Genomic DNA, 14,453 nt, shown 5'->3' with positions numbered 1-14,453 from the left:
CCGACTATCTGGGCAAACTGCCTTTCCTTTCAGCCGCCCGATCGTTGGGTGAGGTCGCAGATTTTGAGTGAAACTAGCTATGGTTTGCAGTCATGGATAGACCGCTTGAACCAGTCCGAGTTACCGGCATTGGCGGCGGTCGTGCAGGACCTGCAACGACTCACGGAGCAGGAGCATGCATCCGTACAGCAGCTCGCAGATGTGTTGCTGCGCGACGCCGCGCTGACTTCCAAAGTGCTTCGGGTCGGCAATAGCAGTTACTACAATCCGTCGCAGGAAACCATCAAAACTATTTCCCGAGCCATCGTTATGATCGGCTTCGATAATGTTCGTCTGATCAGTCTATCCGTCAGCCTTATCGACGGCCTCTTGGATCGTGCACCACGCCAGCAACTGCAGGAGCTGCTGGCGCGTTCGTTTCACGCTGCAGTGCAGGCGCGAAATATTGCCGGCTACGTTCTAACGAAGCACGAGGAGGAAGTGTTCATTGCGGCGCTGCTCCATGAGGTCGGCGAGCTTGCTTTCTGGGGCTGCGGTGGCGCGCAGGCTGATGAGCTCGGCGAGGCGTTGGCAGCCACCGATACGGATCATGATCAGGCTGTGGAGAGGGTGCTTGGCACCAGTTTCCGCCAGCTGAATCTGGGATTGATCAAGAGCTGGAATATCGGTGAGCTCGCCAGTCTCGCCCACAGTTCGGCCAATATGCGCGACCCCGCTGTGCACTCGGTCAGCCTGGGTGTTCGCATTGGCGCCGCTGCCTTGAATGGGTGGGGCTGTCCGGAGATGGAAGAATTGGTCAGGGAACTGGCCACATTTAGCGGCATCTCCGAAGCGGATGCGATGCAGCAGATCCTCGCCAGCGCTGATGAGGCGGTCAATGTCGCAACGACGTTCGGCGCCAGTCGGCTTTGCAAGCTGATTCCTTCCACCGACCCTGAACAAGTGCAGCTGCAGCAGGCGCAGCGTAAGGCAAGCCACTTGCAGCCGAATCTGCTGCTGATGCAGCAGGCCATGCAGGATCTAGGGATGATGGCCTCCAGTCGCGGCGACGTCGGGCTGATTCTTGATGCCTTGCTCAAGGGGTTGCACGAAGGTGCAGGGTTGGAGCGCGTGATGCTGACGGTTCTCGCCGATAAGCAGGCGACGTTTCGCGCCAAACGGGTCGCGGGGGAGCAGACTCAGCCCTGGCTGGAAACATTCGTCCTGCCTGCTGATCCGTCGGGTCAAGCACACATTTTTAGCTATGTGCTTCGTCAGCGCCAGCCACTGTGGATGGGCGTGCCGGCAAGCTATAACCTCGACGAGCTGGTGACGTTACCGCTTCGTCAGCATTTGGGTAAGGGGATGTTCTTAATCGGGCCGCTGATGGCAGGCCCGCGTGAGATCGGTGTGCTCTACGCGGACAACCGGATATCGGGGCGTGCGCTGAAGCATGAGCAGTTTGTCGCTTTCCAGCGCTTCACGCAGCTGGCCGGACGTTGTCTCGAAGCGTTGAGCAGGCGCGGTTGAAGGCGCGCCTGCTTGCTGGGCTTAGTGCGGGAGATACAGAGTAAGGGTCTGGCCTGGCTTGAGCATCACGCTATCCCTGGGATTCCAGGTCTTCAGGTTATTGATCCGTACATTGAAGCGTTTGGCGATTTCATAAAGCGAATCGCCTTTCTTGACCTTGTAATAGGTCGGTGCGGGCTTGGCTCGCTTATCGCTTCCGGCCGCTTGCAGAAACAATGCCTGGCCTACCTTGATATTGCTGCCCGATAGGTTGTTCCAGCGCTGTAGGTCACGTACCGAAACTTTCTGCGTTTTGGCGATTTCCCAGAGATTGTCGCCCTTGCGGACCCGATAACTGCGCGGTGCCGGCTGGCTTCGTGCAACGGCATGCAAGAGCTCGCGCGATTGTCCTGTTTCGGTCGGTTGAGGAATGCTCAGCACTTGGCCGATCTGCAGGCGATCGGTGCGAAGCCGGTTGATATCACGAATGACGTTGACCGAAAGACGATGCCTGTTGGCGATCGCACCGAGCGTGTCTCCAGGGCGCACCTTATACTGCTGCCAGTCGACTAGATCCTGCGGCTTCATCAGCGCCAGGTTGGCCGCGAACATTTCGGCCTTGGCGCTCGGGACCAGCAAATGGCTGGGGGCCATCCAGCGTGATGCGGCGGGTAAACGCCGGGTTCAGCTGGTAGATCTCGTCTTCTTCAAGGTCCACCATTTCGGCGACCCTGGCGAGATCCATGCGCTGCTTCAGCGCTACCACTTCGAAGTAGGGCTCGTTAGCAATCGGGGTCAAATCGAGGCCATACGCCTCGGGGCTCTGCACCATCTGCGAGAGTGCCAGCAGCTTGGGTACGTAGTCGCGCGTCTCGCGGGGAAGGGGCAGATTCCAGTAATCGGTGGGCAAGCCAAGCTTCTGATTGCGCTCGATGGCACGGCTGACGGTGCCTTCGCCGGCGTTATAGGCTGCCAAAGCCAGCAGCCAGTCGTCATTAAACAGGCCATGCAGGTAAGTCAGGTAGCGCAGCGCCGCGGTGGTGGACGCGGTGATGTCGCGCCTGCCGTCATACCAGCTGGTCTGTTGCAGATTGAAGTGACGGCCGGTCGAGGGGATGAATTGCCAGAGTCCCATAGCCTGGGCGGGAGAATAGGCGAAGGGGTTATAAGCGCTTTCGATTATCGGCAGCAGTGCCAGCTCGAGCGGCATATCGCGCTCTTCCAGCTGTTCGACAATGTAGTGGATGTACGGGCTGCCTCGCTCGCTGGCCATCTCGATGGAGTTCGGCCGGCTGGAGAAAAGCAGGCGCTGTTGCTGGATACGAGGATTGCTGTCCAGGTGGTCCTTCAGCTTGAAGCCGTGCCTGATGCGATCCCAGATGTCCGAATGGGTCGCAGGCGTTGGCTTCTTTTCCGTGAGCCAGAAGGTCTCCTGAACCAGCGGTGCGGCGCGCACCTGGGTATCGCTGCCGGTCGGTGCGCGCGAAGCAGTGCTCTGGCAACCGGTGATAGCGAGACAAACTGCTAGCGCCAGGGCCCGGCCGGAGGCTGCCAAGGCGTCCGGACGAGGGCTATTCGAAAAGTCAGACGGCATTGGCTACAGGCTTCCCTTGGCGCAAATTCGGGGGAGTGTAGGAACGCCGTTCTGGTGGGTCAACCCAACGCCTCGTTTTTGGGGACTGGTCGACCTTCCTTTCAGAACGTATCTTTCCAGGCGCGTAGTGCCGCGAACACGCTCTCTGGTGTAGCAAGTGGACGACCTGCATGTTGGCTAGCCGCTGCTGCTACGCCAGGTTCGGCGCTGCGAAGGAAGGGGTTGGTAGCATGCTCGGCGCGCAGATCAGAGGGCAAGGTTATGCGTTTCGCTTCTCGCAAACGGATGACCTGCTCCAGGCGTTCTGCGATATCCGCGTTGCCTGGTTCAACCGCCTGGGCGAAACGCAGATTGCTCAGGGTGTATTCATGGGTGCAGTACACCCGAGTTTCCGCGGGCAAAGCTGCCAGCCGCTGCAATGAGGTGAACATCTGGCTCGCGGTGCCCTCGAACAAGCGTCCGCAGCCCGCCGCGAACAGGGTGTCGCCACTCAGTAGCCAGGGCTCTTGAGCATCATCATGGAAGTAAGCGATGTGCCCGCTGGTATGCCCAGGCACCTCGATCACTTCCAGCTCATGCTCGAGCACACGAATACGCTGCCCTTCGATCAGGGCATCGTCCCTGGCAGGAATATTTTCTGTAGCCGGGCCATAGACCTTTGCGCCGTGTTTGGCCTTGAGCTGCTGCACCCCGCCGACGTGGTCGTGGTGGTGGTGTGTTACCAGGATATCGGTCAGGTGCCAGTCGGGATGGGCATCCAGCCATGCCTGGACCGGAGCTGCGTCGCCTGGGTCCACCGCCGCGCAGAGGCGGCGCTGTGAATCCTGAAGGAGCCATATGTAGTTGTCGGTAAAGGCGGGCAGAGCTTCTATCTTCAACATATGTACCGGTCGCCAAGTGATTAGCAAAAGCGCATCCTAACAGCCGAATTGGAAACTTGAACCGACCGGTAGCTCCAATCGGATCGGCCAAACCGATGAGCGGAGGCTAGCGATGAGTGAGTCTTGTACCAAATCGGATGAGCGTTGGCTGTCGCTGATGCACGAGGCCAGTGCCTGGTTCGACAGCCCAACCGGCCGACAGCTGCTCGATCAAGAGCAGCGTGTAATCGGTCAGGAACTATCTCGTTGTTTCGGTAGTTATCTTGTGCACTACGGGCCCTTCGCCAATACAACGATCGAGCCGCAGAAGATCAAACGCAGCGTCCGATTGGGGCCGCCGTTTGAGGGCGTCGAGATCGTTTGCGAAGAGCAGAATTGGCCTATCGGCGAACATGCCGCCGATGTCGTAGTGGTTCAGCACGGCCTCGACTTCAGCCTGTCACCGCACGCCCTGCTGCGCGAGGCAGCGCGCAGCGTCAGGCCGGGCGGGCACTTGCTGATAATCGGCGTCAACCCTTGGAGTGCCTGGGGTGCGACGCGTTTGCTATCGCGCAAGGCTTTTCGCCATGCGCGATGCATCCGTCCCACGCGTGTCGGCGACTGGCTCAATCTGCTCGGATTCGCGCTGGAGAAACGTCGGTTCGGGTGCTATTGTCCGCCGCTTTCTTCGGGGCAGTGGCAGGCGCGATTATCCGGGCTGGAGGTTGCTGGTCAGCGATTGCAGCTGCCTACCGGCGGTTTTTACGTGCTTGTGGCGCGAAAGCTAATGGTGGGACTGCGCCCTCTGCGCCAGAGCCGTCGGGAGCGTATGGGCCAGCTACTGCCTCTGCCCGTTGCGAAGGTCAGCCGCCGCGATGCCGAACAGTGATGAGCAGATAATTTTTCATGAGCGATGAAACGGTCGAGATCTATACGGATGGCGCTTGCAAGGGCAATCCGGGCCCTGGTGGCTGGGGCGCGCTGCTTGTCTATAAAGGCGTTGAGCGCGAGCTCTGGGGTGGCGAAGCGGAAACCACGAATAACCGTATGGAGCTGATGGCGGCGATCCGCGCGCTGGAAGAGCTAAAGAGATCCTGCCAGGTAAAGTTGGTAACCGACTCCCAGTATGTGATGCAGGGCATCAATGACTGGATGCCTAATTGGAAGAAGCGTGGCTGGAAGACTGCTGCCAAGCAGCCGGTAAAGAATGCCGATCTGTGGCGTCAATTAGATGAGCAGGTCAATCGCCACCAGGTGAGCTGGGAGTGGGTGCGCGGACATACGGGCCACCCGGGCAACGAGCGCGCCGATATCCTGGCCAATCGCGGCGTAGTACAGGCCAAACGACAAACCGCTTGAGTGATTGAATATGCGTAGCGTAGTGCTGGATACCGAAACCACTGGCATGCCGGTGACCGATGGCCACCGGATCATCGAGATCGGCTGTGTCGAAGTCATCGGCCGACGCCTTACGGGCCGGCATTATCACGTGTATCTGCAGCCGGACCGTGAAGTAGATGAAGGCGCCATCGCCGTTCACGGGATCACCAACGAGTTCCTGATCGACAAGCCTCGGTTTCGCGATGTCGCTGATGAGTTCTTTGAGTTCATCAAGGGCGCGCAGCTGATCATTCACAATGCCGCGTTCGACGTCGGCTTCATCAACAACGAGTTCACCCTGCTCGGGCAGCAGGATCGTGCCGAGCTGAGCGATCACTGCAGCATTCTCGATACCTTGCTGATGGCCCGCGAGCGTCATCCGGGGCAGCGCAACAGCCTCGATGCGCTATGCAAGCGCTACGGCGTGGACAACTCGGGCCGCGACCTACACGGGGCTCTGCTCGACGCCGAGATTCTCGCGGACGTCTACCTGACGATGACCGGTGGGCAAACCAACCTGTCTCTGGCGGGTGATGGCGCCGACTCTGAAAATGGTGGCCGTCAGCAGGCAACGCCGATTCGCCGGTTGCCGGCCGATCGGCCCAACACGCTGGTGATTCGTGCCAGCGCTGAAGAGGCCGCTGCACATGCGGCACGCATGCAGGCCATCGAAAAGGCGGCTGGCGCCGCGCCGCTCTGGGTTCAGCTCGAGCAGCCCGCTGAACTAGGGGCCGAAGTGCTGCCAGCTTGAGCCTTGCCTCTGAAGCATTCTTACTGCGGCAGCGCGGCGCAATCGCATTTCACGCTTGGTGCTTGGGTGCGGAGCTTCTACGCTGGAGGGGAATGCCTTCAGGAAGTACCCATGTACAAAGACCTCAAGTTTCCCATCCTTATCGTTCACCGCGACATCAAGGCCGATACCGTTGCCGGCGAACGGGTCCGCGAAATTGCAGCCGAGCTTGAGCGAGACGGTTTTCATATCCTCCCTACGGGAAGCGCTGCTGAAGGTCGCATCGTTGCATCCACGCACCATGGCCTAGCCTGCATCCTGGTGGCTGCCGAAGGCGCAGGCGAGAATCAGCGGTTGCTGCAGGATGTGGTGGGGTTGATCCGCGTGGCACGGCGGCGCGCACCGCAGCTGCCGATCTTTGCGCTCGGGGAACAGATCACCATTGAGAATGCTCCAGCCGAAGCAATGGCTGACCTGAATGAGCTTCGCGGGCTGCTCTATCTGTTCGAAGACACTGTTCCGTTTCTGGCGCGGCAGGTGGCACGAGCCGCGCGTGCCTACCTAGATGGCTTGCTGCCGCCGTTTTTCCGCGCGCTGGTCCAGCATACCGGCGACTCCAACTACTCCTGGCACACGCCAGGTCATGGCGGCGGTGTGGCGTTTCGCAAAAGTCCGGTCGGGCAGGCTTTTCATCAGTTCTTTGGTGAAAACACGCTGCGTTCCGATTTGTCGGTGTCGGTACCGGAGCTCGGTTCGCTCCTCGATCACACCGGGCCCTTGGCTGCGGCTGAGGCCCGCGCGGCACGCAATTTTGGTGCGGATCACACCTTCTTTGTCATCAATGGCACCTCGACAGCGAACAAGATCGTCTGGCATTCGATGGTGGCACGGGACGACCTGGTGCTGGTGGATCGCAACTGCCACAAGTCGATATTGCATTCGATCATCATGACGGGTGCGATCCCGCTCTATTTGACGCCATCACGCAATGAGCTCGGGATTATCGGTCCCATCCCGCTCGAGGAATTCTCCCCCGAATCTATTCAGGCCAAGATCGATGCCAATCCGCTGGCCCGCGGGCGAACTCCGCGAGTGAAACTGGCGGTGGTGACAAACTCCACGTACGACGGCCTCTGCTACAACGCCAATTTGATCAAAAGAACCCTCGGCACCAGCGTCGATGTGTTGCATTTCGACGAAGCCTGGTACGCCTACGCCGCCTTTCACGAGTTCTACGACGGCCGCTACGGGATGGATACGCGCGAGCAGGGGCCGCTGGTGTTCACGACCCACTCGACACACAAGGTGCTGGCGGCGTTCAGTCAGGCCTCGATGATCCATGTGCTCGACAGTGAGCAGCGGCAGCTGGATCGGGATCGCTTCAATGAAGCGTTCATGATGCATATCTCGACGTCCCCGCAATATGGAATTCTCGCCTCGCTCGATGTGGCCTCGGCGATGATGGAAGGCCCCGCCGGCCGTTCGCTGATTCAGGAAACCTTCGATGAGGCACTGAGTTTTCGTCGGGCACTGGCCAATCTTCGGCAGCATCTGGCAGCGGATGATTGGTGGTTCAGCATCTGGCAGCCGCCCGCGGCGGATGGTGCGGATGAATTGGTCACGGCTGATTGGCTGCTGGAGCCGGAAGCGGACTGGCATGGTTTCGGAGATATCGCCGACGACTACGTGTTGCTCGACCCGATCAAGGTCACGTTGGTCACGCCTGGGCTCACCGCCGGCGGCAAGTTGGGCGAGCGCGGCATTCCTGCCGCGGTGGTCAGCAAGTTCCTCTGGGAGCGAGGGTTGGTCGTCGAGAAGACGGGTCTCTATTCGATCCTGGTGCTGTTTTCCATGGGTATCACCAAGGGCAAGTGGAGCACGCTGTTGACCGAGTTGCTGGAATTCAAGCGGCACTATGACAATAACGTGCCGTTATGTGACGCGGTGCCGACGGTCGTGCAGGCGGGTGGCAGTCAGTACGCCGGAATGGGCCTGCGGGACCTGTGCGATTCGTTGCACGATTGCTATCGCGAGAACGCCACCGCAAAAGCCATGCGGCGGATGTATACGGCATTGCCGGCACTGGCGATGAAGCCCGCCGACGCCTACGACAAACTGGTCCGAGGGGAAGTCGAAGCGGTACCCATCGAAGCGCTCGAAGGTCGCATCGCCGCTGTGATGTTGGTGCCTTATCCACCTGGAATTCCGCTGATCATGCCGGGAGAGCGATTCACTGCGGAGACACGCTCGATACTCGACTACCTGGATTTCGCGCAACGTTTCGCCGCACGCTTCCCTGGGTTCGATGCCGACGTGCATGGGCTTCAGCGGGAGGAACACCCCGACGGAGCGCGTTACACCGTCGACTGCATCCTTTAACGGTAGTACTTCTTCGGTTGGGCCGATATTGCGGGTTGTCAAAGCCGATGATACGCAAGGGCGTGGGCTGCATCACAACGTCCCGCATCGACTTTCATCTGGCTGTTGTTATAGTTGCTCGGCTGAGAACAGTCCCCTTTGCGGGGCTGTCCAACCTGTTTCAGGCACTGAGGTGCCTCAGCTGTCGAGGATGATAGCGTGACTGAATACCAAGCCTTCCGTGTGGAGCTGAAGGACAAGGTCGCTCATGTAGCGATCAACCGGCCTGACAAGGTCAATGCCATGAACGCCGCGTTCTGGAGCGAGATCGTCGATATTTTTCAGTGGATCGATGATACCGATGAAGTCCGGGTGGTGGTGCTATCAGGCGAGGGCAAACATTTTTCGGCCGGCATCGACCTGCAACTACTGGCACAGGCTGCAACCCAGATGGGCAGCGATGTCGGCCGCAACGCCGAGCGTTTGCGTCGCCAGATTCTAAAGCTTCAGGCCTCGTTCAATGCCGTGGATCACTGCAGGAAGCCAGTGATTGCGGCCGTTCAAGGCTATTGCATTGGCGGTGCGATCGATCTGATTGCCGCGTGTGATATGCGTTACAGCACGCTCGATGCGCAGTTCTCAATCAAGGAAATCGATATGGGCATGGCGGCTGATGTCGGAACGCTTCAGCGCCTGCCAAGGATCATCGGCGATGGAATAATGCGCGAGCTCGCTTACACCGGACGCACCGTCGACGGGCTGCAGGCACAGTCCATCGGCCTGGTTAATCGAGCGTATGCCGACCAAACGACATTGATGGCAGCCGTCGCCGAGCTGGCTGCCGAAATCGCTGCGAAGTCGCCGGTAGCAATTCGCGGCACCAAGGAGATGATCCGTTATATGCGTGATCATCGTGTCGATGACGGTCTTGAATATATCGCTACCTGGAATGCGGCAATGCTTCAGTCGGCTGACCTCAAGGTGGCCATGGCTGCCCATATGAGCAAACAGAAACCGGATTTCGCCGACTGATGCATCATCTAAACGTTGCGCGGGAGGCGCGCTAGGCATGGTTACCGGAGCTACTTCACTCAGCCTGGTCCGCGATGAGCTTTTCGCTACCATGGAGGAAGCCGAGCAGAGTCTCGAGCATTTCATCATCGATCGAAACAACGGCAGCCTGCTGCAGCAAGCGGTCGAGAATCTCAAGCAGGTTCGTGGCACTCTCAAGCTCATTGAGCTGACCGGGGCCGAATTGCTTGCGCAAGAAATACTCCAGTTGGCAACCGACATCCCTGTCGGCGCAGGAGAAGATCGCGATACCCAGCTGGCGGCGCTGAGCAATGCGCTGTACGTGCTCGGGCGCTATCTGGAAAGCGTTGACGCCAGTCGTCAGGAAATGCCTGAACTGCTTCTGCCGCCAATCAATGCATTGCGACTCGTCAGTGCGCAGTCGCCATTACCTGAAAGTTTTTTCTTCAGCGCCCGTCTCGATCATGCCCGGCCGACGGTAGTCGGCGCGGTGCGAGAGCCTGCAGCGCGTGCAATCGAAGCGCGGCGGTTGCGGCAAATGTATCAGGTCGGGTTGCTTGGCTTCATTCGTGAAGACAATATCCCGGCAAGCCTCAAGCTAATGGGGCGAGCGCTCAATCGATTGGATCTGCTGTTTGCCAACACCGCAGCTGGTCGCTTGTGCTGGTTGGGTAGTGCTGCATTGGAAGCTCAACTGGATGGCCAGTTACTACCGCGTCAATCGCGCAAGCAGCTTTTCTCCAGGCTCGACCGGGAACTTCGTCAGTTCAGCAGCAATACCGCCTACGAGCCTCCGCGTGTCCTGCTCAAGGATCTGCTGTACCTGGTTGCGCTGGCGGAAAGCAGTGGACCCGTGGCAACGCAGGTCCGGGAAATTTTCTCCCTCGGCTCGCTGCCCTTTACCGACCATCTTCTCGAGGACGAATCCCAGCGTCTTGCAGGCCCAGGCCAGGCCGTGATGCGCTCCCTATCTTCGGCTATTCGTGAGGAACTCGCAGGCTTGAAAGATCTGCTGGACCTCATCGAGCGGCAGACAGCGCCAGTCGAATCGTACGCAAACCTCCATACCCTGTTGGGCAAGCTGGCGAAAACCCTGGGAATGGTCGGGCTTTCTTCCGCCTCGAGTACCTTGCACGCTCAGCTGGTGGTTGTGTCCGGTTGGAGCGCTGAGCAGGCCCCCGATCCTCAGGCGCTGCTGAAACTGGCTGATGCGGTGCTCTACGTCGAAAGCATGGTAGCGAGCCTTGAGCGCGGCGAACGCCGTGAGACACGTTTGCAGACCGCGCAGCCTGGCCAGGAGGCGGAAGCATTTGCCAATCATCAGCTCACGGAAGCGTGCATCGTGGTTATCGGGGAAGCGACGGCAGGCCTGGCGTTGGCAAAGCGTGCCATCACAGCCTATCTGGAATCCAACGGGGAGAAGCTGCACCTGGCTAATGTTCCCTTCAGTCTGATGGCGGTTCGTGGTGGTTTGCGTTTCCTTGAACAGGATCGCGCTGCCGAGCTGATCGGCGCGTGCGCCGACTTTATCCAGAAGCAAATGCTCGAAGGTGTGCAGATGCCTCCCGAGCAAATGCTCGAAACCTTGGCCGACGCCCTGACCAGCCTTGAATACTACCTCGACGGCGGGGCGATACTGCGACGCGACGATTCGCGCGCAAGCGTGCTCGATCTGGCGACGGACAGCGTTCGGGCTTTGGGCCTTCCGGTGGCTGCCTGATGAGCCTGCGCTGGCAGCCGGCGCTGCTTGACCCGTCAGGTGATGGCGGTTGGGCTGTCGTGCGCTGCGAGCAAGGGTTTCTCTTTGATGCGAATGGCGTGTTGTTCCCCAGAAGTTGGCTAAAACGCCTCGGTCTGCCCCTGCTCAGTGAACAGGGCCTGGGTTACTTCGATGGTGACCCGGTTTTCCTGCTGGAGCTGGCTCACCCGGTCGATGTGCCGGGCGCGGGTTGGCAGGGGCTGCGTCAATTCATGATGCAGGATGACGACGTCGACAGGTTTCGCATGCTCGGTTTCGCGGCCCAGATTGGCACCTGGGCCAATCATCATCGGTTCTGCGGTAGCTGTGGCAGTCCGATGCGTCAGCATCCGACAGAGCGTGCGATGCAATGTGAGGCCTGCGGCATTCATCATTACCCGCGTATTTCGCCGAGCATGATCGTTCTGGTGACTCGTGGCGATGAGTTGCTGCTGGCACGCTCGCCGCGATTCGCCCCGGGCGTCTACAGCACGCTGGCAGGGTTCGTTGAACCGGGCGAGTCGGTTGAACAGTGCGTCCGGCGTGAGGTGCATGAAGAGGTCGGGGTGTCGATTCACGAGCCTCGGTATATCTGCAGCCAAGGCTGGCCATTCCCTCATTCCTTGATGCTGGGCTTTCACGCGGAATATGCATCGGGTGAGATTGTGATGCAGCCTGAGGAGATCGAGGACGCCGGCTGGTTTTCCATTCATGATCTGCCGGCGCTGCCTGCTTCGAAGTCAATCGCGCGCCATCTGATCGATTTGTATCTGGCTCGGCGTTCAGGCCGTCCCGACCCAGTGTTGCCAGGCTAATCGCAGGCTCAGTACCAGCACGACCACGAGAAAGATCGGCCGGATGAATTTCGATCCGCCCTGTATCGCAGTGCGCGCACCGAGGTAGGCGCCAATCATCAAGGCGAATCCCATCCCGATACCCAGTGCCCAGGCGACTTGTCCGCTGACGATGAACACCGCAAGCGCCATACCATTGCTGATGAAGTTCATGCTTCGCGCTACGCCGCTGGCTCTGAGCAGGTCGAGCGGATAGAGCAGCATGTTGCTAACGGTCCAGAAGGCCCCGGTACCAGGGCCCGCCACGCCATCGTAGAAACCCAGCATCAACCCCTGCGGCCATTGCCGGCCATTGGCGATTGGCGCCGCATGTGCCCGCGGCGTGACCGGGACCCGGCCGAATAACAGATATAGCCCACAGGCGAAAACCACCAAGGGCAGCAACTGGTTAAGCCATTGAGCTGGGATCAGATGTGTCAAACCGGCGCCCAACGCCGCCCCGATTGCGGTGGCTACGAGTGCGAAACGCCATTGACGGGGATCGAACAGCTTGCGGCGATAGAAGGTGAAGCTCGCTGTGGCCGAGCCGAAGGTTGCGCACAGTTTGTTGGTGCCGAGCACTAGGTGTGGTGGCAAGCCCGCAGTAAGTAGCGCCGGCAGTGTCAAGAGACCGCCCCCGCCCGCGATTGCATCGATGAACCCGGCAAGAAAGGCAACCGCCATCAGGGCGGCCAGAACGAGCGGGTCCGTGGCAAATTCAAGCATGGGCATTGTGTTCACTCATGGTCAGATCGGCGAATGCAGGCGCCGCATGATGCCGCTTGCGCTGCCGCAAGCCAATGGGGAGCACGCATCGGCGGCGTTGGTGAGTATGGCTTGTCGAGCGCGCGGACACGGAATGTCGACTCGCCTGCAGTGTTCCGATATGGCGCTGGCCGCCCTAGCGGGGCCTGTTGATAATATTTCGTCGAAAATTTATGGGAAGCTCGGTCGATGCAATACCTGGGGCTCGCGGTGGTTGTTGCGTTACTCGCATTGATTACCGTATTGATAGCGGTGCGCATGCTGGCCTGCGGGCACTGGCTGCTGGGTTGGCTGCGCGGCACCATCGGCATGTTGGTTCTTGCACTAGGTGGCCTGATTGGCTTGATCGCCTGGGATGTCACGACCTATCGACCCCTTGCTCAAAGCACGCCGTTGGCTTCGCTGTCCTTTCGGGCCGATGGCCAACAGCGCTATCAAGTTAAGGTGGAAGAGGGTCGGCAAACCCGCTTTGTCACGCTGGAAGGCGATCTCTGGCAACTTGATCTGCGGGCGCTTCATTGGAAGGGTCTGGCAACGCTAATCGGATTGGAGCCTGGCTATCGGCTGGAGAAACTTTCCGGACGGTACCTCGCCGTCGAGCAGCAGGATCAGGCTAGCCATCCTAATGTAGAGCTCGGGCATAGCCAGGTCGGAGTGGATTTCTGGGCGTGGCTGCAGCGTTGCCAGTGCGCCTCGCTGATCATCGAGGCGGAGCCCCGACGGCTCAGGTACCTGCCTATCGCTGATGGCGCCGAATATACAGTGGAGATGGCACCCACCGGACTGCTGGCGAAACCGGTAAACACCGCAGCCGAGCAGGCCATGAAGGACTGGTAGCGGCACGGCTTGTATATACGATGAAAGGGAACCCGAGGGTTCCCTTTCTTCGTAACAGGCGGATCAGGCTAGATAACCACCGTCCACGTTGAGCGACAGCCCGGTGGTGTAGCTCGACGCATCGCTGGCCAGATACAGCACGGCGCCGGCCATTTCGCTGGGATCGGCGACGCGGTGCAGTGGAATATGACGCAGCGCTTCTTCGCGGATCGAGTCGTTCTTGACCAGCGCTGAGGCGAACTTGGTGTCGGTTAGGCCCGGCAGCAGAGCATTGCAGCGGATTCCCTGCGGTGCGCATTCCTTGGCGAAGGCCTTGGTCATATTGATCACGGCAGCTTTGGTGACCGAATAAATTCCCTGGAAGTTGCCTGGCGTCACACCGTTAATGGAGGCGACATTGATGATGCTGCCGCCGCCATGCTCGCGCATCAGCTTGCCAGCCTCGACGGACATGAAGAAATAACCGCGGATATTTACGTCGACGGTTTTCTGGAAGGCCGAGACATCGGTATCCAGGATATGGCAGAACTGCGGGTTGGTTGCTGCGTTGTTGACCAGGATGTCCAATCGGCCGAATTGCTCGCGGATCTGAGCGAAGACCGCTTGGATCTGCTCAAGCTCACCGATGTGGCAGGCTACCGGAGTCGCCTTGCCGCCGGCCGCAACGATGGCATCGGCGACCGCCTGGCAGCCTTCGATCTTGCGGCTGGACACAAGGACGTGGGCGCCTTGCTGGGCCAGCAGCTTGGCAATAGCCTCGCCAATGCCGCGGCTGGCGCCGGAGACGAAAGCGATCTTGCCATCCAGATCGAACAGGGTGGTTTTGCTCATGGACTAA

General features: G+C 59.6%; 12 protein-coding genes and 1 pseudogene. 9 read left to right on the top strand and 4 right to left on the bottom strand.

Features of this window, described 5'->3' with window-relative positions:
- The first annotated feature begins 63 nt into the window (after positions 1–63).
- On the top strand, positions 64–1,509 hold the full coding sequence (locus DQ405_RS08225) for an HDOD domain-containing protein (protein WP_446730869.1): 1,446 nt from the start codon (positions 64–66) through the stop codon (positions 1,507–1,509).
- A gap of 21 nt (positions 1,510–1,530) precedes the next feature.
- Here DQ405_RS08225 and DQ405_RS08220 read toward each other — a convergent pair.
- Positions 1,531–3,082: pseudogene (locus DQ405_RS08220) on the bottom strand (LysM peptidoglycan-binding domain-containing protein).
- Between the two features lie 101 nt (positions 3,083–3,183).
- Entirely contained in the window at positions 3,184–3,963 is a 780-nt protein-coding gene (gene gloB, locus DQ405_RS08215; RefSeq protein WP_168423746.1) for a hydroxyacylglutathione hydrolase, read from the bottom strand.
- Positions 3,964–4,075: 112 nt separating this feature from the next.
- Here gloB and DQ405_RS08210 point away from each other — a divergent pair, with 112 nt between their 5' ends.
- The 7 genes from DQ405_RS08210 (at position 4,076) to nudC (ending at position 11,995) form a co-directional block, all read left to right on the top strand.
- Positions 4,076–4,831, top strand: coding sequence for a class I SAM-dependent methyltransferase (locus DQ405_RS08210; RefSeq protein ID WP_168423745.1), 756 nt, complete (start codon positions 4,076–4,078; stop codon positions 4,829–4,831).
- A 17-nt stretch (positions 4,832–4,848) separates the two neighbouring features.
- Complete coding sequence (gene rnhA / locus DQ405_RS08205; RefSeq protein WP_168423744.1) at positions 4,849–5,301, top strand: ribonuclease HI; 453 nt, start codon at positions 4,849–4,851, stop codon at positions 5,299–5,301.
- A gap of 10 nt (positions 5,302–5,311) precedes the next feature.
- Complete coding sequence (gene dnaQ, locus DQ405_RS08200) at positions 5,312–6,073, top strand: DNA polymerase III subunit epsilon (protein WP_168423743.1); 762 nt, start codon at positions 5,312–5,314, stop codon at positions 6,071–6,073.
- 111 nt (positions 6,074–6,184) lie between these two features.
- Positions 6,185–8,431, top strand: a complete 2,247-nt coding sequence (locus DQ405_RS08195; protein ID WP_168423742.1) for an arginine/lysine/ornithine decarboxylase — start codon at positions 6,185–6,187, stop codon at positions 8,429–8,431.
- A gap of 198 nt (positions 8,432–8,629) precedes the next feature.
- On the top strand, positions 8,630–9,442 hold the full coding sequence (locus DQ405_RS08190; protein WP_168423741.1) for a crotonase/enoyl-CoA hydratase family protein: 813 nt from the start codon (positions 8,630–8,632) through the stop codon (positions 9,440–9,442).
- A gap of 37 nt (positions 9,443–9,479) precedes the next feature.
- Complete coding sequence (locus DQ405_RS08185; protein ID WP_168423740.1) at positions 9,480–11,162, top strand: ferrous iron transporter B; 1,683 nt, start codon at positions 9,480–9,482, stop codon at positions 11,160–11,162.
- Positions 11,162–11,995, top strand: a complete 834-nt coding sequence (gene nudC / locus DQ405_RS08180; RefSeq protein ID WP_168423739.1) for an NAD(+) diphosphatase — start codon at positions 11,162–11,164, stop codon at positions 11,993–11,995. The genes DQ405_RS08185 and nudC overlap by 1 nt, the downstream gene beginning before the upstream one ends.
- Here the strand turns inward: nudC and DQ405_RS08175 are convergent.
- Complete coding sequence (locus tag DQ405_RS08175; RefSeq protein WP_168423738.1) at positions 11,963–12,745, bottom strand: TSUP family transporter; 783 nt, start codon at positions 12,743–12,745, stop codon at positions 11,963–11,965. The two genes, nudC and DQ405_RS08175, sit on opposite strands and share 33 nt — an antisense overlap.
- 222 nt (positions 12,746–12,967) lie before the next feature.
- On the opposite strand from DQ405_RS08175, the gene DQ405_RS08170 reads away from it, so the two are divergent.
- Positions 12,968–13,615 (top strand): hypothetical protein, encoded by a 648-nt coding sequence (locus tag DQ405_RS08170; protein ID WP_168423737.1) that lies wholly within the window; start codon positions 12,968–12,970, stop codon positions 13,613–13,615.
- Between the two features lie 63 nt (positions 13,616–13,678).
- Here DQ405_RS08170 and DQ405_RS08165 read toward each other — a convergent pair whose 3' ends face one another.
- Positions 13,679–14,446 carry an SDR family oxidoreductase gene (locus DQ405_RS08165; protein WP_168423736.1) on the bottom strand — a complete coding sequence of 256 codons (768 nt, stop codon included), beginning with the start codon at positions 14,444–14,446 and terminating at the stop codon, positions 13,679–13,681.
- Positions 14,447–14,453 lie beyond the last annotated feature (7 nt).

Source organism: Pseudomonas sp. SST3 (assembly GCF_003325755.1).
The sequence above is the reverse complement of the archived record's forward strand: the minus strand, read 5'-3'. Positions and strand labels throughout refer to the sequence as shown.

Coding starts and splice junctions, on each gene's coding strand:
- gloB (WP_168423746.1), bottom strand. CDS start 3,963: ATGTTGAAGATAGAAGCTCTGCCCGCCTTTACCGACAACTACATATGG.
- DQ405_RS08210 (WP_168423745.1), top strand. CDS start 4,076: ATGAGTGAGTCTTGTACCAAATCGGATGAGCGTTGGCTGTCGCTGATG.
- rnhA (WP_168423744.1), top strand. CDS start 4,849: ATGAGCGATGAAACGGTCGAGATCTATACGGATGGCGCTTGCAAGGGC.
- dnaQ (WP_168423743.1), top strand. CDS start 5,312: ATGCGTAGCGTAGTGCTGGATACCGAAACCACTGGCATGCCGGTGACC.
- DQ405_RS08195 (WP_168423742.1), top strand. CDS start 6,185: ATGTACAAAGACCTCAAGTTTCCCATCCTTATCGTTCACCGCGACATC.
- DQ405_RS08185 (WP_168423740.1), top strand. CDS start 9,480: ATGGTTACCGGAGCTACTTCACTCAGCCTGGTCCGCGATGAGCTTTTC.
- nudC (WP_168423739.1), top strand. CDS start 11,162: ATGAGCCTGCGCTGGCAGCCGGCGCTGCTTGACCCGTCAGGTGATGGC.
- DQ405_RS08175 (WP_168423738.1), bottom strand. CDS start 12,745: ATGCCCATGCTTGAATTTGCCACGGACCCGCTCGTTCTGGCCGCCCTG.
- DQ405_RS08170 (WP_168423737.1), top strand. CDS start 12,968: ATGCAATACCTGGGGCTCGCGGTGGTTGTTGCGTTACTCGCATTGATT.
- DQ405_RS08165 (WP_168423736.1), bottom strand. CDS start 14,446: ATGAGCAAAACCACCCTGTTCGATCTGGATGGCAAGATCGCTTTCGTC.